Genomic DNA, 19,556 nt, shown 5'->3' with positions numbered 1-19,556 from the left:
TTAATGATACAACGACGGGAGTTCCTCGGGGTGCTCGCAGGCGGAGCCACGCTCGCTGTCGCCGGCTGTGCCGGCGACGACTCGACCGGTCCGGCGGCGGTCACCGACGAGACACTAACGCTGACGACGACGACGAGTACGTACGATACCGGTCTCCTCGACGAGGTAAACGCGGCGTTCACCGACGAGTTCGGCGCGGCGGTCGAGGCGGTCGCACAGGGGACCGGGGCGGCGCTGGAGACGGCTCGCAACGGCGATTCGGACGTGGTGATGGTCCACGCCCGCTCGCTGGAAGACGAGTTCCTCCGCGAGGGCTACGGCGTGAACCGCCGCGATCTCATGTTCAACGACTTCGTGGTCGTCGGTCCTCCGTCCGACCCGGCCGGGATCAACGGGATGGACAGTGTCACGGAGGCCTTCCGGCGAATTGCCGAGACGGAATCGCCGTTCATCTCTCGGGGAGACAACTCCGGGACCCACACGAAAGAGCTCACGATCTGGGAGGAAGCCGGCATCGAGCCGGGCGGGGAGTGGTACAGTGAAACCGGGACCGGGATGGGCGAAGCGCTGAATCAGGCCAACCTCAGCGGCGCGTACACGCTCTCGGACCGGGGGACGTTCATCTCCCGGTCCGATGCGAATCTCGACATTCACGTCCAGGGTCCGATCAAGGGCGGCCCCGAGTTACTCGCGAACCCCTACGGCATCATCGCGGTCAACCCGGCCGTCCACGAGAACGTGAACTACGACCTGGCGATGGCGTACATCGGCTTTCTCACCTCGCCGCAGGGCCAGCGGATCATCGAGAACTACACGGTCGACGGCAACCAGCTGTTCTTCCCCCGGGCGCTGTCGGAAGAGCCTGATTTCCAGCAGTACGTCCCGGAGGGATGGAGGTCCGATCGCTAACTATGGTCGAGACGGCGCTGGGACTGGGTATGATCGACGGCTGGCTCCTGGCCGAGGGCGGGACTCACCTCCTCGGAGAGGCGCTCGTAGCTTCCGCTCTCCCGTTCGAGTGGACGTATATCCGCAGCATCATCGCCGTCTCGCTGTACGTCAGTCTCACCGCGGTGCTGCTCAGCACGCTGATCAGCCTGCCGATTGCGATGCTGATCGGTTTCAGCGAGTTCCCCGGAAAGGGCGGTATCGTCGCCGCGATCAACACCGGCATGGGGTTTCCGAGTGTCGTCGTCGGCCTGATCGTCCTCTTTGCCGTCTCGAACCAGGGGCCGCTCGGCCAGTTCGATCTCATCTTCACCAAACAGGCGATGATCATCTCCCAGGTGATCCTCGCGGCACCGGTGATTACGGGGGTGAGCCTCGCGGCTGTCACGAGCGTCGAACAGGGGGTGCGCGACGCCGCTTACGCCGCCGGCGGGACCAAACTCGACGTGGCGCTGATAACGATCAAAGAAGCTCGATACGGCATCCTGACGGGCGTGCTCGCCGGCCTCGGTCGGGCGATCAGCGAGGTCGGATCGGTGCTGATCGTCGGCGGCAACATCGCCCGGGCCGACGGCACCTCCGTCACCCGGACGCTCACGACGGCGATCCAACTGGAGGCGCGACAGGGCCGGTTCAGGACCGCTCTCGCACTGGGAGCCGTCCTGCTCGCGCTCGTGTTGCTCATCAACGGACTCGTCCTCCGACTCGGGGGTGGGCGAACGTGACTACCGCCGACGTTGCTGATCGCCGCCAGTCGGGAGCGAGTCTCGGTGTCTCGGCCGTCAGCCACGGGTTCGACGGGACGGGCGTCCTCGAAGATGTCACGCTGTCAGTCGAGCGGGGCGAAATCGTCGCGATCATCGGTCCGTCCGGGACGGGGAAGACGACGCTTCTCCGCCTGCTCGCGCTGTTTCACGAACCCGACACCGGTGCCGTCGAGATGGACGGAACCGATGTCTGGAGCATGTCTCGCTCCGAGCGGCTGGCCGCCCGACGACGGATCGGGATGGTGTTTCAGGAGCCGAACCTCTTCGATACGACCGTCCGCCGGAACGTCAGCTACGGCCTCCAGATCCGCCGGGGCTGGCGTGAGCGGCTCCGTGGACTCCTGGCTCTCGGCTCCAGCGATACCCTCTCCGCTGTCGAGGAGGCACTCGGTGTCGTCGGCCTGGACGACTCGAAACGTCAGCCCGCCGACTCGCTCTCCGGCGGCGAGGCACAGCGGGTCGCGTTCGCCCGCGCACTCGCGTACGACCCGGAGTATCTCCTTCTCGACGAACCCACGTCGGATCTCGACCCGCGAAACACGGCCGTCATCGAGGAGGCGATGCAGACCGCCCGTTCGGAGGGCCGCGGCGTCGCTGTCGCTACCCACGACATGAACCAGGCCGAACGGGTCGCCGACCGCGTCGCGGTGATGCTCAGCGGCGAACTCATCGAAGTCGGACCGACCGAGCGGGTGTTCTCCGAGCCGAACGACCGCCGAGCCCGGAAGTTTATCGACGGGGAGCTAGTGTACTGAACCACGGGATGACCGACAGCGATCCGACCACGGACGGACAGGGGGCGGCCGCGCTGGTCAGCAACGGCGTGGAGTTCGACAGCCGCGACGCGGCACTGCTGCGGGAAATCGACCGGACCGGGTCGGTCGCGCGAGCGTCGTCGAACCTCGGCCGTTCACGCGCCCGTGCGCTCTCGCGGATCGACACCCTCGAAGACGCGTTCGGCGAACTGGTCGAGCGCCACCGCGGCGGCAGCGGCGGCGGCGGCAGTCAGTTGACCCAACCCGCCGAGGCGTTGCTCGGCCGCTACGAGCGACTGCAAGCCGCACTCACTGCTACGGCGCAGGTCCCCGAGACGGTACTCCGGGGGACGGTGACGGAGCGGTCGGGCGAACTCGCCGAGGTCGACACCGCCGTCGGAGCGATCAGAGGGCTCCACGACGGCGTCGCTGTCGGCGACGAGGTCCAGGCGCGGATCGGCGCGGATTCGATCACGCTGCTCGACCCCAGCGGTGATCCCGAGCCGGACGCGACGAGCGCCCGGAACCGACTCGTCGGTTCGATCACGGAGGTCGACCGCGGCGAGACGGTGCTGACAGCCCGCGTCTCTGTCGGCGGAGTCGTCTTCCAGGCGCTCGTGACTGCCGACAGTGCCCGCAGACTCGCCCTCGGCGAGCGCGGCAAGATCGTGCTCACTTGGAAGGCGACGGCGACGAGACTCGTCGGCGTGGATCACTGACAGCGACAAAAACGGGAGCGCCGTTCAGTAGAATTCGCGGACGAGGTCCGTGGCCCCGTCTGGTGCGCCGTCGGGGACGGTGGTCATGGGTTCGTCGATGCCTTCCTGCTCCTCGAAGGGGACGCTGTTTTCGTTCTGGTAGATGACGCCCTGGTACTCTTTGTCGCCGTTGAGGATGACGTCTTTGGCCTGGTCGGCGTCGGTGGGGTCGTGGTCGGCCTCGTCGAGGTCGACCAGCGCGTCCCGGAAGTAGTCGTAGGTGTCGACGTCGTTGAACGTCACGCAGGGCGAGTAGACGTTGACGAAGCCGAAGCCGTCGTGTTCGACGGCCTGTTTGACGATTTCGGTGTGGCGTTTGGAGTCGGAGCTAAAGGACTGGGCGATGAAGGTCGCGCCCGAAGCCAGCGCCAGTGCCAGGGGATTGACCGGCGGCATGTTGGTGCCGTCGGGCGAGGTGGAGGTCTCGAAGTCCTCGCGTGACGTGGGCGAGGCCTGACCCTTGGTGAGGCCGTAGATGCGGTTGTCCATGACGACGTAGGTCATGTCCACGTTTCGACGGACGGCGTGGACGAAGTGGCCGGCACCGATGGAGTAACCGTCGCCGTCGCCGCCGGCGACCATCACTTCCAACTCGGGGTTGGCCATTTTGACGCCGATGCCGACGGGGAGGGCGCGGCCGTGGACGCCGTGCAGCGCGTAGCTGTGCATGTAAGTGCCGATTTTGCCGGAACAGCCGATGCCGGCGACGACGAAGGTGTCGTCGGGGCTGTTGCCGGTTTCGGCGAGGGCTTTCATCATGCCGTTCATGGTGCCGAAGTCGCCGCAGCCCGGACACCAGGTCGGCTGCTTGTCCGATTTGAAGTCGACGAAACGTACCTCAGAGCTCATTGTTCCACCTCCGCCTGTGGGCTGACGGTAGCCTTGATCTCCTCTGCGAGTTCGTCCGCCTTGAAGCGGACACCGTTGTACTTGTTGATCCGTTCGACTCGCTCGAGCACGTCGTGCTCGATGATATCCGCGAACTGTCCGGTCGCGTTACACTCGACGACGATTGTCGTCTCCGCGTTCTCGATCGGTTCGGAGAGGTCCGGACGCGGGAACAGATACGGGACGGAGATGAACCGAACGTCGAGGCCGTCCTCTTCGAGGAACTCGAGCGCCTCCCGCATCGGTCCCTCGTTCGACCCCCACGAGAGCACGAGCGTGTCGGCGTCGGGATCACCGAACTCCCGCGGTTCCCAGTCTTCCTCCTCGCGAGCGGTCTGGACCTTCCGCTCGCGTTTGTCGACCTGTTCGATGCGAACGTCGGTGTCCTCGGTTCGTCGGCCGAGGGAGTCGTGTTCCAGTCCCGTCGTCATGTGAGCGCCATCCTCGGTCCCGGGGAACGTCCGGGGGCTGATTCCGTCCGCAGTCGGGAAGTGCGGCTGGAACCGACCCTGTTCGTCCTGCCAGGACTCGATCTCGCTCTCGTCGACGACTTTCCCGCGGTCGATTTCGACCTCGTCCATATCGAACGTCTCCGGCGAGAAGGTCTGTTCGGTGACCGCAAGCGAGAGGTCCGCAACGAGGAACACCGGTGTCTGGTACTTCTCAGCGAGGTTGAACGCCTCGACGGTCTTCCAGAAACACTCGGAGACGTTCGTCGGGCCGACGACGAACCGCGGAATCTCCCCGTGGCCGCCGTACAGGAGCATGTTCAGATCCCCCTGCTCCTGTTTGGTCGGCATCCCCGTCGAGGGCCCCGACCGCATCACGTCACAGATCACCAGCGGCGTCTCGCTGGTGGCGACGAGTCCGAACGTCTCGGTCATCAGGTCGATTCCCGGGCCGGAGGTGGCCGTCATCGCTCGTGCGCCGGCACGCGCCGCGCCCAGAGCCATGTTGATTGCCGAGAGTTCGTCTTCTGCCTGGACGACTTTCCCGCCGAACTGGTCGATTCGGCCGGTGAGATACTCCATCACGTCCGTCGCGGGCGTGATCGGATAGCCGGAGTAGAACTTACAGCCGGCCGCGATGGCCCCCATTCCAATCGCCTCGTCGCCGTTCAGGAGCACGTAGTCGTTGTCCGTCGTCTCGAGGTCGTACTCGAAGTCGTGATCGAAGTTCTCCTGGACGTACTCCTGGCCGAGCCGCGCCGATTCCTTGTTGTTCTCGACGATTGCCGTCCCCTTGTCGGAGAAGCGCTTCTCCAGCGAGGCGTCGAGGTTCTCGATCGGGAAGTTCGTGACTTCACAGGCGGCACCCAGCGCGACGATGTTGCGCATGATGCCACCGCCGGCCTCCTCGGCCAGGCTTTTCAGCGGCACGTCGAGTCCGATCATCCCGTCCGGAATCTCGACGTCCTGCATCGAGGTCCGCTCGCCATCGTAGATGATGACACTTCCCTCGTGGAGTTCGTCCATGTTCTCGTCGATCGTCCGTTCCGTCAGTGCAATGAGGATATCTAACCGATCGACGACGCTCTCGACGCGGTCGACAGATGTCCGCACCTTGTACGCCGTGTATCCACCGCGGATCCGCGACGCGAAGTCTTTCGAGGTGAAGACGTGTCTGCCCGCCCGCGAGAGCGCCTGTGCGAAGATTTTCCCTGTTGAGTCGATCCCATCGCCGGCTTCGCCGCCGATGGCCCAGTTCAGGTCGTCGGGCATGCTAGCTCAGGGTACAAAGGGCCTGTGCAAAAGCCTTCTGCAATCCCGTGAACCACCCAGTAATTTCGCCGAAAACGTCAAATACCGCGAACATCGCTACCGGGACGAGCACGATCACCCACTAATTATCGTGAGGGTTTGCCGTCCTGTGAAATTTCTCTCCGAGTTATCAGCAGATACTGCCGGCGACCCCAGAACATATCACAAAATTTAGAGTCGCGCGTTCCAGTACGAGACCGACGCCAACCGGTCGCCGAACGGGAGCGTGCGGATGCCGTCGTCGAGCCACCGCAGGGTCGACGCGACCCGGTTCGGAATCTCGCGGTAGAGGCCGTACGGGAAAATCCAGTCGTGTTCGGCTGAGACCAGTTCGAGTCCGGTCGCGTCCAACAGCGCGTCGACCTCCTCTCCGGAGTACAGCCGCGACCCCATCGGCAGCGCCCAGTTGTACAGCGACCGCGTGGAGTACCGATTGAACGTGTCGAAAAATATCTGGTCGTTCGAGACCCGGCACATCTCCGCGAGAAACTCTTCAGGGGTGTCCGCGAGGTGGAAAAACCGCATCGCAAACACGACATCGAAGTGGTCGTCGGGGAACGGGAGCCGGCCCGCGTCACCACGCATGTATTCGAGGCTGTCAGCGACGCCAGCCGACTGTGCGCGCTGGCGGCCCTGCTGTAGCATCGGCCCCGAGATGTCCAGCCCGACGATGTCGGCACCGCGCTCGGCGAGCATCGCGGTAAACCGACCGGTCCCGCAGGCGATTTCGAGCACTTTCTTGTCCTCGACCGGCCCGAGCGCGTCTAACACCGCTTCCTTCTCGCGGCGGTCGATGAGTCGGCCACCCTTCGAGAACCGCTTTTCGTCGTACTCCTGGGCGACATCGTCGGCCTGATACCACTCCTGTCCTTTCACGCTACCTGGCTTTCTCGCCCCGAGCATTAAAATGATACTGGATTGCAGACGGGTTCTCCCGGATGAATTCCCGCCGCTATCGATCCGCGCCGAATCTGCCGGCCCCGTCACCGTACCTATCTTATACCTGCCACTTTCTCCGGTATCGAACGCGAGACGACTCAAGAGTACGTATATTCGGCTATTCGCGATATAACTCAAGTATGTATAAGGAAATGCGGAAACGATTAAACACACCCTATCCGTTTGATGTGAATATAGCCAACGTTTACAAGTGTGATCGAGAGTATCGTAATTATGAGTACGATCGTCGAAGATCCCGGCAAACCACGACAGACTCTTTCAGAACAGGAGTATCGTGACCGACTCCGCGAACTGCCGCCGAGCGCGAAGTTGGTCGCGAAGATTCTGGAGACCGACGGCCCGCTCTCGCAGGGCCAACTCGCGGAGGAGTCCCTGCTGCCCGACCGCACCGTCCGGTACGCACTCAACCGACTCGAAGACGCCGATCTGGTCGAGTCCCGGTACAGCGTGCAGGACGCTCGCAAGCAGGTCTACTCGCTGACCGAGCGCAACTGACTCGATCCCCGCGTCCGTCGCCGACCCAAACGAATAGGCCCCTGGCCCGCGAGCACCAACGTAGATGGTCGAGCGATTTTCACTCCCCGTACGGACACGCGCACCGACCGGAGCGACCAGCGCGTACGTCGTCACCGACGGCGAGGGATTGGTCGTCGACCCGGCGGCCCGCGACGAAGAGTTAGACGCCGTCGTCGCGGCGGATGTCGAACACGTCGCCGTCACGCATCATCATCCCGACCACGTCGGCGCAGTCGCGGACTACGCGACGGAGTTCGATCTGACGGTCTGGGCGCGATACGGACGGGAGACGGCCTTCGAGTCCGCCGCCGGTATCGAACCGGACCGAACGTTCAAACCGGGCGAACGGCTCCCGGCGGAGGGGGTAACCGCGGTCGACACGCCCGGCCACGCCCCGGAGCATACGGCGTTCGCGCTCGCAGACGGGTTCGTCAGTGGTGATTTGGCCGTCGCGGAGGGGAGCGTCGTCGTCGGCGCGCCCGAAGGGGATATGCGGGCGTATCTCACCAGTCTCCGGCGGGTCCACGCGGCGAATCCCGATCGACTCTACCCCGGCCACGGCCCCGTCATCGAGACGCCGAGAGCGGTGTGCGAGCGACTTATCACCCACCGACTCGACCGCGAGAAGGCTGTCCACGCAGCGGTGCGGGACGGAAACAGAACAGTCGACGACATCGTCGACGCGGCCTACGACAAGGACATCTCGGGCGTCTACGACCTCGCCCGGGCGACCGTTCTCGCGCACATCGAGAAACTGGCCGTCGAATCGAAGATCACCTTCGACGGCGAGCGGGCCCGACCCGAGTGACCGATCCGAGCACTTTTGCTCGTCACTCCGCACTGTGTCGGTATGGACTCACTCGAAGCCGAACTCGAACGCGCACGCGACCTCTCGATTGCAGAACTCGCAGACGCGATCGAATCGATCGGCTTCGAGTGTACCCGCTGTGGCGGCTGTTGCAAGGCGGCCGAGGGTGAGAACGGCACCGAGGAACACACTGCGACGGTCTTTCCCGACGAGATCCGCGCGATCCAGGACAGCGAGGAGTACGACTGGCGAGACGTTGCCAGACCGATGCCGTACGGTCTCGTCGAGGGGCCGGACGGCCCGGAGGGCGAGACTTTCGAGTGGGCCTTGCAGACGGACTCCTGCGGGAACTGTACCTTCTACCGGGAGGGCGAGGAGGGCGGCGCGTGTTCGATCTACGGCGACCGGCCGTTGCTCTGTCAGACCTACCCGTTCAGCGTCGCACTCGGCGGGACCAGCCAGCCGATGGGCGAGGCGGTCGACGAGGAGGGGATGGTCCGCGCACACGAGTGCGAGGGCCTGGGCCGTGACATCTCCCGGGAGGACGCCGAAGAGTTAGCGGCGGCGCTCAAAGAGCGGGCAGTCCGCGAAATCGAGGAAGCAATCGACGTTCGAGACGGCTACGAACCGACGGCGGTCGATGGTGTCGTCGTCCACGACTCGGAGGGCGCGAAACGGCCGGACGGGACGGAGTTGTGATCGACCCTATCTGTGAGTGGTCGTCAGGTCGGTCCCGTCACTGGAGCGGCGACCGTGACTGCTCGGGGCGCGGTTCGAGGCTCAACTCGACTGTCTGTTCTGTTCCGTCCCGCAGAACTGTCGCCTGCACGGTATCGCCGGGCCGCGTCTGGAGTGCCAGGTAACTCGCGAGATCCTCGAAGGAGGTCATCGTCGTGCCGTCGACCGTGAGGATGATGTCGCCGCCGACCGGCACCCGCCGTCCGTCGACGAACTCGGCGGAACTCGGCTGGAGTACTCCGTCCGCCGGCCCGTTGCGGACCGTCTGGACGACGATGAGTCCTCGCGGGGTTGAGAGGTCGTTCGCAGTAGCGATTGACGGCGTCACTTTCTGGAGGGAGACTCCCATATACGCGTGATCGTACTCCCCGGTTTCGATCAGCTCGGGGACGACACGCTGTGTGAGCGCCGCGGAGATTCCGAACGCGATGTTGTCACCGCGTTTCGAGTTGACGACGCCGAGCACGCCTCCGTCCGTGGACATCAGCGGTCCGCCGCTGTTCCCGGGGTTCACCGCCGCGTCCGTCTGGATTGCGTCCGGGATCTGATAGCCGGCGGGCGACGGAACCAGTCGGTCGAGTCCACTGATGATCCCCGACGTGACACTCCCGTCGAGGTTGTACGGATTCCCGATTGCGACGACCTCCTGTCCGATGACCGGGCTCTCCTCGGCGAACGAAAGCGGCTCCGCCGACTCCGGCGCCTCCGCCGCCGAGAGCACCGCCAGGTCGCTGTGACGGTCTCTCCCCTGGACGGTCGCGTCACTCCACGTGCTGTTCTGGAACTGCAGTTGCGCTGTCGAGGCCCGTCCCACGACGTGCGCGTTCGTCACGACGTGGCTCTCGTCGTACAGAAACCCGGTTCCCTGCCCCTGGCTCGTTCTGACCGATACGACCGACGGAATCGTCTCCTGGTACACCTCGGTGTACTCGCTTTCGGAGGTGTCGTTCGTCTGGCTACTATCAGCCTGTGTTCCGTTCGGCGGGGACGAGGACGGCTGTGTAGACGCTGAATCGTCCGAGAGCGCACCGCTACAACCCGCGAGACTGGCTGTGAGCGCAATACTCCCGAGCTTCAGAAACCGACGGCGGGAAGATGTCTCTCTGGACATCGACAATTGAATCTTATGCTTGGTCTCTGATATGTGTTGTGCTGTCAGCACAGTTAACAATATAGCGTTACAACTAGCCTCGGTACGACCGCGTCTGTTCGGATTGCTGTACCTATCACAACGATTTTGTCGCGCCGCAGTGACCCCTCAGCCATGGCCTCGCTCGCAGTCGACGGCGTGATCATTCTCGTCACCGCCGCCGCCATCTGGGTCGGGAGCGGCTGGCTCGAAGGTGCCGCGGAGAATCTCTCTGCGTACTACGGGCTCCCGCAGGTCGTCCAGGGCTCCATTGTCACCGCCGTCGGCTCGAGTTTTCCCGAACTTGCGACGGTCGTCTTCTCCGCGGTGTTCGCCAAGTCGATCGAACTGGGTATCGGCGCAATTGTCGGGTCGGCGATATTCAACATTCTCGTGATCCCCGCCCTCGCCGGCGTCACGACGGAAGACGACATTCAGGCAAATCGGGCGCTCGTCTACAAAGAGGCCCAGTTCTACATGCTCTCGGTGTCGGTGCTGGTGATTACGTTCGCGATGGCGGTGATCTACTATCCGACGAGCGGGGACCGGCTCATGGGCGAGATCACGCGACCGATCGCGGCGATTCCGATCGCACTGTACGGTCTCTACATCTTCATCCAGTATCAGGATACCGCCGACCACGAGGCAGGTCACGAGTCGGTCGATATTGATCTGGCCCGGCAGTGGGGGCTGTTGATCGCGGGGCTCGTTGTCATCCTGATCGCCGTCGAGCGGCTCGTCCACTCGGTCGACGCCATCGGAACCGCCTTCGGCGTTCCGGGGTTCGTCATGGGTGTTACTATCGCCGCCGGTGCTACGAGCCTCCCGGATGCGCTCGTCAGCGTCCGCGCGGCCCGCGACGACCGGGGCGTGGCGTCTATCGCGAGCGTCCTCGGCTCGAACACGTTCGATCTCCTCGTCGCCATCCCCGTCGGGGTGCTCATCGTCGGATCGACGCCGGTCAACTTCGCCATGGCGGTCCCGATGTTCGGCGTGCTGACGCTGGCGACGGTGTTGCTGTTTACGATCCTCCGGACCGGCTTGGCTCTCTCGACCGCCGAGTCGTATCTCCTCGTGATCTCGTATCTCCTGTTCGTCGCCTGGGTCACCGTCGAGACCGTCACCCGCGTCGTCGATGTCCTCCCCAACGGCTGATCGCCGGGCGTCTCCCGACAGTCGCTGTCTCGGGCGCCAATCCAGCCGATAAATACTTTGAATAGGCCCACTTTGCACGGATACGGAGGTCTACTACCCTTGGAAATCTCGAATAAACTCCTCTGTCTGTTCAGTGCTGATGTCTCGGAGCGGGACGGAACTCACGTCGTCGAGATTCCGCGGCGCGAGATCGAAACCGGATCGGTCGAACCGGGCGAAACGTATCGAGTGGCGCTTATCTCTCCGGACGAGACCGACGAAGACGGCGAAAGTGAACGCATCGACTCCGCAGACGGCGAACCGCAACCGCCGGTCGAACCCGGCGAGATACGATACGTCGAAATCGAGGATATCGGCAAGCAGGGCGACGGAATCGCACGCGTCGAGCGCGGCTACGTCATCATCGTCCCGGACACCGAGGTCGGGGACCGCGTGAAGATCGAAGTGACCGAGGTCAAGTCGAACTTTGCGGTCGGTGAAGCCATCGAGGAAAGCCCTTGAGTCCTGTTAGGGAGCTATACCACAGCCCCCAGACCACCGGACTGTGGCCGGGATATTCTCGCCAAAACCGCAAGACGGCGCGGCGTTAATCGATCGTACCAAACGGGCTATATACGGACCTATCTAATCCAGATGTATGAGTACGACAGCGGACACCTCGGCCGAACCGGCGAACCTCTCCGAGAAACAACACCGTATCCTCGAGTTCCTCCGCGACGCCGTCGACGACCAGACCTACTTCAAATCCCGGCTCATCGCCGACGAACTCGACATGTCCCCCAAGGAGGTGGGCACGAACATGACCGCCATCGAGCGCGGCGAGTTCGACATCTCCGTCGAGAAGTGGGGCTACTCTTCGAGTACGACGTGGATGGTCACGGCCTGACGACTCACTTGCCGGTGTACTCGACGAGCGAGGGTGCAGTCTCCGCGAAGGCGGCGGCGTCCTCGCCGAACGAGTCTGCGTATCGGACTAACAGGAGCAGTACGGTCTCCGGATCGATGAGCGAGTAGCCGCCGTTCCGGGAGAGCAGGCCGGCCGATTCGAGCCGCTTCGCGCAGTTGCTCACCGTCGGCCGGGAGACGCCGACGCGGTCGGCAATCTCGCCGGCGGTCGCGTCGGGCGCTTCGAGCAACACGATCACCACCTGACGGGGCGTCTCTCTGCGAAGTTGTCCGAGCGCGGTCTGCTCGAACTCGCTGAACTGCCCCGCCGGGAAGTACCGGCGGTAATCGCCGTCTTTCCGGCTCTCGATTGCACCGTCTGATTCCAGTTCGTCGAGGTGGTGTTGCGTCTCTCCGGTTCCGAGATGGAGGTCGTCGCGGATCTTCGAGAAGTGAGCACCGGGTGTCGTGGAGAGGTAGCCGACAATCGCCTCCGGCGTGTCGCTGTCACTCTCCTCGGCGGACGCGAGCCCGACCAGCGGGCTTGCTGCGCCGAGGGCGGCGAACCGGCGCAGCGTCGCCCGCTTGGACTGGTCGACGTCCGGGTCCTCTCGCATTGTTCAGTGCAACGACAGGCAGCAATAAAACGGCTTCGCTACACCGCGGGTCTGCCGACGGCTCAGTCGTTACCGGCGCCGTCGGTCCCGTCAGTCTCGATGTCGAGGTCCTCGGGACCGCCCTCGATGATCTCGTCGGGATCTCTGATATCGGCGCCGGCTTCGCCCTCCTTGACCGCCTGGGCTTCCTCTTCCATCTGCTCGATGTCGACGACGTCTTCCTCGTCGCTGAACTCGCTGATGATCTCCTCGATGTCGTCGAGACCGAGCATCTCGCGGGTCTCCTCGTCGAACTCCAGTCCCTCGAGGACGTGGCCGTTCTCTTTGACATCGCTGCCCTGGAGGTGTTTGCCGTAGCGGCCGACCAGCGAGGTGAGTTCCTGCGGGAGGACGAACTTCGTCGATTCGCCTTTACCGATCTCCTCTAAGGTTTCCATTCCGCGTTCGATGACGGCGCGTTCGCCCATCGATTCGGCGGATTTGGCGCGCAGGACCGTCGAGATGGCGTCACCCTGGGCTTCGAGGATCTGGCTCTGTTTCTCACCCTGGGCGCGGATGATGTTCGACTGCTTGTCACCCTGGGCCTGTTCGATCGCACTGCGGCGTTCGCCCTGGGCTTCGAGGATCATCGCGCGGCGGCGGCGCTCGGCGGAGGTCTGTTTCTCCATCGCCTGCTGGACGTCCTTCGACGGGTTGACCTCGCGGACCTCGACGCTCTCGACGCGGATTCCCCACTCGTCGGTGGGTTCGTCGAGTTCCTGTCGGATCTTGGCGTTGATCTCCTGGCGTTTGTTCAGCGTGTCGTCCAGTTCCATGTCCCCGAGCACGGCACGCAGCGTCGTCTGGGCGAGATTCGAGACCGCTTTCTTGTAGTCGTCGACCTCCAGGAAGGCTTTCTCGGCGTCCATCACCTTGATGTAGACGACGGCGTCGGCGGTCACCGGGGAGTTGTCACGCGTGATCGCCTCCTGGCGAGGCACGTCGAGTGTCATCGTCCGCATGTCGAAGGTGTACGTCTTCGTCACGAACGGGAGGACGAGATTCAGCCCCGGTTCGAGAAGCCCCTGGTACTTGCCGAACCGCGTGTACGCACGCTTCTCGTACGCGTTGACGATGACCACGCTGTTGTATGCTGTCACGACCGCGAGCAGGAACAGGATCACCGCGATTAACCCTGCGGCCGACAGAGACTGGAGTACGACTGCTGGAATCATTGCGCCTACACGTTGGATGTTCGACTCAAAAAGTGTTTGTCCAGGATCTCCGACGGTGAAACCGCGCGGAGAAGGGGGCTTTTTTATTTCGGGACCACATTACTGTTAGTATGGAAGTAGGTACATCACTGTTCGGGCGGACGACTGACGGGCGGCGGGTCGGTGGCGCGTGATCTCCCGGAGACTGGTATGAACGACGAAGACGCAATCGAGGGGTTGAAGCGACTCGGCCTGACGACCTACGAGGCGCGGGTGTTCCTCGCGCTACAGAAACTCGGCCGCGGCGCCGCGAGTGAGATCAGCGACGTTGCCGACGTGCCTCGCTCGCAGGTGTACGGGGCCGCCGAAGGGCTCGAGGAACGCGGGCTGATCGAGACCCAGCAGTCGACGCCTACGGTCTACCGTCCGGTCTCGCTGGAGCAGGCCCGGCGGCTGCTGCTCGACCAGTTGGCCGAAACCGGTGCGGAGACCTTCGACTACCTCGATACGATCCAGGACACGCACGAACAGGACGAACACACCGAATCGATCTGGCTGTTGAACGGCGCGGACGCGATCACCTCGCGTGTCGCGGAACTGATCCAGGGGGCAGACGAGCGCGTGCTCTACGCCACCGACGACCCCGACAACCTCGACGACGGGGTTCACGCGGCGCTGGAGGCGACCGCCGAAGACGGCGTGACGGTCGTCCTCGCGAGCCTGGAACCCGCGGTGCTCGCACAGATTGCCGAGGACAGCCCGATTCGCTCCTACAGGGTCCCCGAAGACCGGGATATGGATGTCGATGTCGCGCAACTGCTGATGGTCGACGACGATACTCTTCTGCTCAGTTCCTACTCCGCGGCCGGCAGGGGTGCCGAAGTTGCGTTCTGGACCAGCGAGAACATCTTCGCGACGGTCATGGTCGAACTCGTCACCGAGTGGTTTCGGGAGCCCTTCGACGCGGACCCTCCGGAGTTCGACTGACGACAGCGAGTCGGTGCTCTCATAGCGCTCTCACCCGAACGGCGGGTATGGGAACCGCGCTGGACAGCCCGGAGGTACAGCTCGCCGAAGTGCTCGACCGACTGCACGAGGAGTATCCGGATACGACTATCTCACTTCGGTTCTCGAACCGACTCGAACTGCTGATTGCCGTGATCCTCTCGGCGCAGTGTACCGACGAGCGCGTCAACAAGGTGACTGCGGACCTCTTCGAGAAGTACGACGGACCGAAAGCGTACGCCGAGGCCGACCAGGAGGAACTCGCCGAGGACCTGAACTCGATCACCTACTACAACAACAAAGCCGAGTACATCCGCAACGCCTGCCAGAAGATTGTCGAGGAACACGACGGCGAGGTGCCCGATACGATGGCAGACCTCACGGATCTGCCGGGCGTCGGCCGCAAGACCGCAAACGTCGTTCTCCAGCACGGCCACGACATCGTCGAGGGGGTCGTCGTCGACACGCACGTGCAACGACTGACCCGGCGGCTGGGGATCACCGAGGCCGAACGGCCCGAACAGATCGAACCGGAGCTGATGGAACTGGCCCCAGAATCGGAGTGGCAAAAGCTAACACACCTATTCATCAGTCACGGTCGGGAGGTCTGTACGGCGCGCAACCCCGACTGTGAGGACTGTCTGCTCGCGGATATCTGTCCGTCGTCGAAGACGGACAGCGACGTGGACCTCGCGAGCGGCGAGCCGTGGGAGTGAGTCACTCCTCGTCGTAATACTCCTCGTCGATGAACTCGTGGGCCTCTTCGAGGATCTCCCGCGGCCCGTCCTGGGTGATCGTGTTGATCGCCTGCTCGTAATCCCGCCACTGGTGGTCGCGGTGTTCCTGGGAGAGTTCTGCGGACGCTTCTTCGGAGTGTGCGATGAACAGGTGCACCGTCTTGTGGATGGTATTTCCGCCTGCCTCGAACACGTAATCGTAATCTCTCCGGAAGCCATCGATGAGCCGAAAGTTCGTGATTCCGGCCTCCTCTTTCACTTCGCGTATGGCGGTTTGCTGGAGTTCCTCGTCGCCCTCGACGCCGCCTTTGGGGAACTCCCAGTCCCCGGGGCGGCTCTTCAGGAGGAGGTACTCCCGCCGGCCACGCGTGTCGCGAAAGAGGATGGCTCCCGCGCTCGTGGCCTCGATCATTACCGGACACTACTCGGCCCCCCGTTAAGTGAATATCGGAGTCCCCGACAGCAACGTTTGCGACCCTCTCACATCCGATTGCCGAACCGAACTGGTTTTGTCACCCGAGGTGTTCGGTAGTCGTATGCCATTCGTGACTCGGCTCACCCTCCAGAGCGGCGACGGCGAACTCCTCGATTCGATCGTCACCGACATCAAAGAGCGGGCCGAGCGCAAGGGCGTCGAACTGAAAGGCCCGCACCCGAAGCCGCCGAGTAGACACGCCGTCCCGCAGTACAAGGACCTCTCGGCGGAGGAGACGTTCGGCAACTGGGAGTACACCGTCTACACCAGAAACATCGAGATCATCGATCACAACGAGTTCGCCCGCAACGTCGCCGAACAGGAGTATCCCGACCGGATCTACATCACCGCGGATATCGAACAGTACAGTCAGACCGGCGAGTGACCCCGCCCCGCCGATTTTAAGCGCTCTCCACCCGTCCCTCCGGTATGGCAACCACAGAGGAGGATTGGCTCGTCTCGCTGCGCCGAGAACTTCACCGCCGACCGGAACCGGCGTGGCGTGAGTTCTACACGACCGCTCGCATCGTCGAGGAACTCCGGGAACTACCCGTCGACGAGGTTCTGCTCGGCCCGGAGATGCTGGCCGGCGACCACCGACTGGCCGTCCCCGACGAGTCGACGCTCGACTCGTGGCTCCAGCAAGCCCGGGAGTACGACCTCGACCAGGAGGTACTGGAGGAGCTAGCCGGCGGCTACACCGGTGCGATGGCCGTCCTCAGACGCGGTGAGGGCCCGACAATCGGTCTGCGAGTCGACATCGACGGACTGCCACAGGAGGAAAGCGAAGACGACGACCACTACCCCGTCGAGGAGGGGTTTCGCTCGACCCACGACGGTCACATGCACGCCTGTGGCCACGACGGCCACGCGACCATCGGACTCGGGGTCCTCCGGGCAATCGCCGACAGCGACTTTCGGGGCACGCTGAAGGTCTTCTTCCAGCCCGCAGAGGAGATTGTCGGCGGCGGGAAAGCCGTCGCGGAGGGCGGCCATCTCGACGACCTCGACGCGCTCGTCGGGATCCACCTCGGGCTGGATCATCCGACGGGTGAGATCGTCGCGGGAGTCGACGGATTCCTGGCCGTCTCACACTTCAACGCCGAGTTCGAGGGCGAACCGGCACACGCCGGCGGCCACCCCGAACAGGGCCGCAACGCCGTCCAGGCGATGGCGACGGCCGTCCAGAACCTCTACGCGATCCCCCGACACGACGACGGCGCGACCCGGATCAACGCCGGCAAGGTCGGCGGCGGGACGGCCTCGAACATCATTCCCGAGGAGGCCTTCATCGAGGGCGAGGTTCGGGGTGAGACGACCGAACTGATGGAGTACACCCGCGAGAAGGCGGTCACCGTCCTCGAATCAGCAGCGGCGATGCACGACTGCGAGGTGACCGTGACCGGCGGCGGCGAGGCCCCGAGCGCGACCAGCGACGAGGCCGTCGTCGAACAGGTCGCCAGCGCCGCCGAGGGCGTCCCGGGAGTCCGAAACATCGTCCGCCGTGACGATCTGGGCGGCAGCGAAGACGCCACCTACCTGATGCAGCGCGTCCAGGACAACGGCGGAATCGCCGGCTTCGTCGGGATCGGGACAGACCACCCCGGCGGTCACCACACCTCGACGTTCGACGTCGACGAGGAGTCGCTCCGGATCGGGGTCGACGTGGTCTCGGGAGCGATCCAGCGACTGGCGACGAACCTGCAGAATCAGAACTAACTTCGGCGCGTGAAAATCGGGCGGCTATAGCCAGCATCTTTCCAATTTCGTTTTTATTCTTGAATCTCGGCCCCACATCATTTATAATACAAAGCGTGTATCTCAGATCGATCTATGCTCGGGGGTGTGGTAGCAGGGGTGCTCGCAGCGCTCGCGGTGTTGACCGCCGGCATCGCGTTGTGGGTGCGAGACATCGGTCGCGGGAGGGCGGCTACCGTCTTCATCGCCGTCCTGTGTCTGAATACGGTCTGGCTGCTCGCGGCCGCCGCGTCGGTGCTCGCCGCCAGTGTCGAGATGCTGACAGCCATGCTGACGGTCCGGGGGATTACCTCCGCGCTGTCCGGGACGCTGTTTTTCGTGTTTTCGCTGTACTACACCGGACGGGCACACTGGCTCACCCCTACGGTCCGCGGGGCGCTTGCACTCCTGATGGCCGTCTGCGTGCTCGCCCCGGCGACCAACCCGTGGACCGGATTGACCGCACGTGACATCGACATCGTCACCGAACCGGTCGTCCACGCCGAAGTTGTCTTCGGGCCGCTCTCACTGCCGATTTTTCTCGTGACGACGCTGTTGGCACTCGTTGGGGTTGCGCTGATCGTGAACCTCTTCCTGCGTTCACGCCGGGCGACCCGGGGTCAGACCGAGTTGCTCGGGTTCGCCGTCGCCGTTCCCATCGTACTCACCTCCGGGCAGGTCTTGGGGCTGTTACCGCACCCGATGATCCCGTACGCTCCGTTCGGGATCGGGCTGCTCTCGGTCTGCACCGCGGTAGCGATGTTCCGAAACCAGTTGTTCGTCGCCGATCCGGTCGCCCGGTCGTCGGTCGTCGAGCAGATCAGCGATCCCATTGTCGTCCTCGGCGGCCAGTGTGCGGTCATCGACTACAACGCCGCTGCTGACCGCGTCTTCGGACCGATCACCGTGGGTGACCCTCTCGACGAACAGCTACCCGCCATACTCGCCACCGAGGACGCCGTCGACAGGCAGTATGCGACGGAGCTGTCGGTCGATACCGACGGCTCGGAGCGGGTCTACAGCGTCGATCAGACCGAACTCGATATTAACAGCGCCCAGCGGGCCAAGGCGCTCGTCTTCCGCGATATCACCGACCGAAAACAGTACGAACGCCAACTCGAACAGATCGCCAGTACGATCTCGCACGACCTCCGGAACCCGCTCTCGGTGGCGACGGGAAACGTCGAGCTCGCCCACGAGTCCGGCGACACGGACCGACTGGACACGGCCCGCGAGTCGCTGGAACGGATGGACCGGATCATCACAGACGTGCTGGAACTCAGCAGGGAGGGTATCGGCGTCGTCGGGCCCGAAGCCGTCTCGCTCGAAGAGCTCGCGGTGCGCGCCTGGGAGACGACAGAGACCCACTCCGCCGAGTTACATATCGAGTCCGACGGTGCACGGATCGAGGCCGATCCCGAGCGGGTCCGACGGCTGTTCGAGAACCTCTTCCGCAACGCCGTCGAGCACGGCGGCCCGGACGTGACCGTCTGGGTCGGGATCGAAGACGGGCTGTACGTCGAAGACGACGGGCCGGGCATTCCCGAGAGTGAACGGGGCCAGATCTTCGAGCACGGCTACACCACCGAACGCGACAACACCGGCTTCGGATTGGATATCGTCGACTCGATTGCCGCGGCCCACGGCTGGACCGTCTCCGTCGAAGACGGCCGCGAGGGCGGGGCGAAGTTCGTCTTCGAGGGCGTCGAATCGGCGGCCGAGTAA

General features: G+C 63.8%; 22 protein-coding genes. 15 read left to right on the top strand and 7 right to left on the bottom strand.

Annotated features, from left to right (window positions below):
- Nucleotides 1-3: 3 nt before the first annotated feature.
- From GRX03_RS07765 to GRX03_RS07750, 4 genes are read left to right on the top strand one after another with little or no spacing between them, the layout of a single operon-like run.
- Complete coding sequence (locus tag GRX03_RS07765) at nucleotides 4-909, top strand: substrate-binding domain-containing protein (protein ID WP_159763621.1); 906 nt, start codon at nucleotides 4-6, stop codon at nucleotides 907-909.
- A gap of 2 nt (nucleotides 910-911) precedes the next feature.
- Nucleotides 912-1,673: an ABC transporter permease gene (locus GRX03_RS07760; protein ID WP_233739870.1), complete on the top strand. Its 762-nt coding sequence runs from the start codon at nucleotides 912-914 to the stop codon at nucleotides 1,671-1,673.
- Complete coding sequence (locus tag GRX03_RS07755; protein ID WP_368278171.1) at nucleotides 1,670-2,470, top strand: phosphate ABC transporter ATP-binding protein; 801 nt, start codon at nucleotides 1,670-1,672, stop codon at nucleotides 2,468-2,470. The genes GRX03_RS07760 and GRX03_RS07755 overlap by 4 nt, the downstream gene beginning before the upstream one ends.
- A gap of 8 nt (nucleotides 2,471-2,478) precedes the next feature.
- Entirely contained in the window at nucleotides 2,479-3,189 is a 711-nt protein-coding gene (locus tag GRX03_RS07750) for a TOBE domain-containing protein (protein ID WP_159763620.1), read from the top strand.
- Between the two features lie 24 nt (nucleotides 3,190-3,213).
- Here GRX03_RS07750 and GRX03_RS07745 read toward each other — a convergent pair whose 3' ends face one another.
- The 3 genes from GRX03_RS07745 to GRX03_RS07735 all read right to left on the bottom strand — a co-directional run bounded on the left by GRX03_RS07745 (nucleotide 3,214) and on the right by GRX03_RS07735 (nucleotide 6,752).
- Nucleotides 3,214-4,077, bottom strand: a complete 864-nt coding sequence (locus tag GRX03_RS07745) for a 2-oxoacid:ferredoxin oxidoreductase subunit beta (RefSeq protein WP_159763619.1) — start codon at nucleotides 4,075-4,077, stop codon at nucleotides 3,214-3,216.
- Nucleotides 4,074-5,837 carry a 2-oxoacid:acceptor oxidoreductase subunit alpha gene (locus GRX03_RS07740; RefSeq protein WP_159763618.1) on the bottom strand — a complete coding sequence of 588 codons (1,764 nt, stop codon included), beginning with the start codon at nucleotides 5,835-5,837 and terminating at the stop codon, nucleotides 4,074-4,076. The genes GRX03_RS07745 and GRX03_RS07740 overlap by 4 nt, the downstream gene beginning before the upstream one ends.
- 210 nt (nucleotides 5,838-6,047) lie before the next feature.
- Complete coding sequence (locus GRX03_RS07735; protein ID WP_368278168.1) at nucleotides 6,048-6,752, bottom strand: class I SAM-dependent methyltransferase; 705 nt, start codon at nucleotides 6,750-6,752, stop codon at nucleotides 6,048-6,050.
- 297 nt (nucleotides 6,753-7,049) lie between these two features.
- Between GRX03_RS07735 and GRX03_RS07730 the strand changes: the two genes are divergently transcribed.
- The 3 genes from GRX03_RS07730 (at nucleotide 7,050) to GRX03_RS07720 (ending at nucleotide 8,859) form a co-directional block, all read left to right on the top strand.
- Complete coding sequence (locus tag GRX03_RS07730) at nucleotides 7,050-7,331, top strand: helix-turn-helix domain-containing protein (protein ID WP_159763616.1); 282 nt, start codon at nucleotides 7,050-7,052, stop codon at nucleotides 7,329-7,331.
- 64 nt (nucleotides 7,332-7,395) lie between these two features.
- Nucleotides 7,396-8,160, top strand: coding sequence for an MBL fold metallo-hydrolase (locus GRX03_RS07725; RefSeq protein WP_159763615.1), 765 nt, complete (start codon nucleotides 7,396-7,398; stop codon nucleotides 8,158-8,160).
- Nucleotides 8,161-8,202: 42 nt separating this feature from the next.
- Nucleotides 8,203-8,859 carry a YkgJ family cysteine cluster protein gene (locus GRX03_RS07720; protein ID WP_159763614.1) on the top strand — a complete coding sequence of 219 codons (657 nt, stop codon included), beginning with the start codon at nucleotides 8,203-8,205 and terminating at the stop codon, nucleotides 8,857-8,859.
- A gap of 37 nt (nucleotides 8,860-8,896) precedes the next feature.
- Here GRX03_RS07720 and GRX03_RS07715 read toward each other — a convergent pair whose 3' ends face one another.
- A complete protein-coding gene (locus GRX03_RS07715) occupies nucleotides 8,897-10,009 on the bottom strand; it encodes a S1C family serine protease (protein WP_159763613.1) in 1,113 nt (370 codons plus the stop codon).
- A 153-nt stretch (nucleotides 10,010-10,162) separates the two neighbouring features.
- Here GRX03_RS07715 and GRX03_RS07710 point away from each other — a divergent pair, with 153 nt between their 5' ends.
- The 3 genes from GRX03_RS07710 to GRX03_RS07700 all read left to right on the top strand — a co-directional run bounded on the left by GRX03_RS07710 (nucleotide 10,163) and on the right by GRX03_RS07700 (nucleotide 12,068).
- Nucleotides 10,163-11,182: a sodium:calcium antiporter gene (locus GRX03_RS07710; protein ID WP_159763612.1), complete on the top strand. Its 1,020-nt coding sequence runs from the start codon at nucleotides 10,163-10,165 to the stop codon at nucleotides 11,180-11,182.
- A gap of 99 nt (nucleotides 11,183-11,281) precedes the next feature.
- Nucleotides 11,282-11,683: a TRAM domain-containing protein gene (locus tag GRX03_RS07705; protein ID WP_159763611.1), complete on the top strand. Its 402-nt coding sequence runs from the start codon at nucleotides 11,282-11,284 to the stop codon at nucleotides 11,681-11,683.
- Between the two features lie 136 nt (nucleotides 11,684-11,819).
- The gene (locus GRX03_RS07700; protein WP_159763610.1) at nucleotides 11,820-12,068 is read left to right on the top strand and encodes a DUF7123 family protein; all 249 of its coding nucleotides are present in this window, start codon (nucleotides 11,820-11,822) and stop codon (nucleotides 12,066-12,068) included.
- 4 nt (nucleotides 12,069-12,072) lie between these two features.
- On the opposite strand, the gene GRX03_RS07695 is transcribed toward GRX03_RS07700, so the two are convergent.
- Both GRX03_RS07695 and GRX03_RS07690 read right to left on the bottom strand, forming a co-directional pair.
- Nucleotides 12,073-12,684, bottom strand: coding sequence for a winged helix-turn-helix transcriptional regulator (locus tag GRX03_RS07695; RefSeq protein WP_159763609.1), 612 nt, complete (start codon nucleotides 12,682-12,684; stop codon nucleotides 12,073-12,075).
- 62 nt (nucleotides 12,685-12,746) lie between these two features.
- On the bottom strand, nucleotides 12,747-13,898 hold the full coding sequence (locus GRX03_RS07690) for an SPFH domain-containing protein (protein ID WP_159763608.1): 1,152 nt from the start codon (nucleotides 13,896-13,898) through the stop codon (nucleotides 12,747-12,749).
- Between the two features lie 189 nt (nucleotides 13,899-14,087).
- Here GRX03_RS07690 and GRX03_RS07685 point away from each other — a divergent pair, with 189 nt between their 5' ends.
- Both GRX03_RS07685 and nth read left to right on the top strand, forming a co-directional pair.
- The gene (locus GRX03_RS07685) at nucleotides 14,088-14,864 is read left to right on the top strand and encodes a TrmB family transcriptional regulator (protein WP_159763607.1); all 777 of its coding nucleotides are present in this window, start codon (nucleotides 14,088-14,090) and stop codon (nucleotides 14,862-14,864) included.
- 47 nt (nucleotides 14,865-14,911) lie between these two features.
- Entirely contained in the window at nucleotides 14,912-15,598 is a 687-nt protein-coding gene (gene nth, locus GRX03_RS07680) for an endonuclease III (protein WP_159763606.1), read from the top strand.
- A 1-nt stretch (nucleotide 15,599) separates the two neighbouring features.
- On the opposite strand, the gene GRX03_RS07675 is transcribed toward nth, so the two are convergent.
- Nucleotides 15,600-16,031, bottom strand: a complete 432-nt coding sequence (locus GRX03_RS07675) for a bis(5'-nucleosyl)-tetraphosphatase (RefSeq protein ID WP_159763605.1) — start codon at nucleotides 16,029-16,031, stop codon at nucleotides 15,600-15,602.
- A gap of 124 nt (nucleotides 16,032-16,155) precedes the next feature.
- Between GRX03_RS07675 and GRX03_RS07670 the strand changes: the two genes are divergently transcribed.
- The 3 genes from GRX03_RS07670 to GRX03_RS07660 all read left to right on the top strand — a co-directional run bounded on the left by GRX03_RS07670 (nucleotide 16,156) and on the right by GRX03_RS07660 (nucleotide 19,556).
- Nucleotides 16,156-16,479, top strand: coding sequence for an uS10/mL48 family ribosomal protein (locus tag GRX03_RS07670; protein WP_159763604.1), 324 nt, complete (start codon nucleotides 16,156-16,158; stop codon nucleotides 16,477-16,479).
- Between the two features lie 44 nt (nucleotides 16,480-16,523).
- Nucleotides 16,524-17,813, top strand: coding sequence for an amidohydrolase (locus tag GRX03_RS07665; RefSeq protein WP_159763603.1), 1,290 nt, complete (start codon nucleotides 16,524-16,526; stop codon nucleotides 17,811-17,813).
- 126 nt (nucleotides 17,814-17,939) lie between these two features.
- The gene (locus tag GRX03_RS07660) at nucleotides 17,940-19,556 is read left to right on the top strand and encodes a sensor histidine kinase (RefSeq protein ID WP_159763602.1); all 1,617 of its coding nucleotides are present in this window, start codon (nucleotides 17,940-17,942) and stop codon (nucleotides 19,554-19,556) included.

Source organism: Halovenus carboxidivorans, assembly GCF_009831575.1.
Lineage (GTDB): Archaea > Halobacteriota > Halobacteria > Halobacteriales > Haloarculaceae > Halovenus > Halovenus carboxidivorans.
The sequence above is the reverse complement of the archived record's forward strand: the minus strand, read 5'-3'. Positions and strand labels throughout refer to the sequence as shown.

Coding starts and splice junctions, on each gene's coding strand:
- GRX03_RS07740 (WP_159763618.1), bottom strand. CDS start 5,837: ATGCCCGACGACCTGAACTGGGCCATCGGCGGCGAAGCCGGCGATGGG.
- GRX03_RS07690 (WP_159763608.1), bottom strand. CDS start 13,898: ATGATTCCAGCAGTCGTACTCCAGTCTCTGTCGGCCGCAGGGTTAATC.
- GRX03_RS07765 (WP_159763621.1), top strand. CDS start 4: ATGATACAACGACGGGAGTTCCTCGGGGTGCTCGCAGGCGGAGCCACG.
- GRX03_RS07730 (WP_159763616.1), top strand. CDS start 7,050: ATGAGTACGATCGTCGAAGATCCCGGCAAACCACGACAGACTCTTTCA.
- GRX03_RS07675 (WP_159763605.1), bottom strand. CDS start 16,031: ATGATCGAGGCCACGAGCGCGGGAGCCATCCTCTTTCGCGACACGCGT.
- GRX03_RS07700 (WP_159763610.1), top strand. CDS start 11,820: ATGAGTACGACAGCGGACACCTCGGCCGAACCGGCGAACCTCTCCGAG.
- GRX03_RS07685 (WP_159763607.1), top strand. CDS start 14,088: ATGAACGACGAAGACGCAATCGAGGGGTTGAAGCGACTCGGCCTGACG.
- GRX03_RS07695 (WP_159763609.1), bottom strand. CDS start 12,684: ATGCGAGAGGACCCGGACGTCGACCAGTCCAAGCGGGCGACGCTGCGC.
- GRX03_RS07715 (WP_159763613.1), bottom strand. CDS start 10,009: ATGTCCAGAGAGACATCTTCCCGCCGTCGGTTTCTGAAGCTCGGGAGT.
- GRX03_RS07725 (WP_159763615.1), top strand. CDS start 7,396: ATGGTCGAGCGATTTTCACTCCCCGTACGGACACGCGCACCGACCGGA.
- GRX03_RS07710 (WP_159763612.1), top strand. CDS start 10,163: ATGGCCTCGCTCGCAGTCGACGGCGTGATCATTCTCGTCACCGCCGCC.
- GRX03_RS07720 (WP_159763614.1), top strand. CDS start 8,203: ATGGACTCACTCGAAGCCGAACTCGAACGCGCACGCGACCTCTCGATT.
- GRX03_RS07745 (WP_159763619.1), bottom strand. CDS start 4,077: ATGAGCTCTGAGGTACGTTTCGTCGACTTCAAATCGGACAAGCAGCCG.
- GRX03_RS07665 (WP_159763603.1), top strand. CDS start 16,524: ATGGCAACCACAGAGGAGGATTGGCTCGTCTCGCTGCGCCGAGAACTT.
- GRX03_RS07760 (WP_233739870.1), top strand. CDS start 912: ATGGTCGAGACGGCGCTGGGACTGGGTATGATCGACGGCTGGCTCCTG.
- GRX03_RS07750 (WP_159763620.1), top strand. CDS start 2,479: ATGACCGACAGCGATCCGACCACGGACGGACAGGGGGCGGCCGCGCTG.
- GRX03_RS07670 (WP_159763604.1), top strand. CDS start 16,156: ATGCCATTCGTGACTCGGCTCACCCTCCAGAGCGGCGACGGCGAACTC.
- nth (WP_159763606.1), top strand. CDS start 14,912: ATGGGAACCGCGCTGGACAGCCCGGAGGTACAGCTCGCCGAAGTGCTC.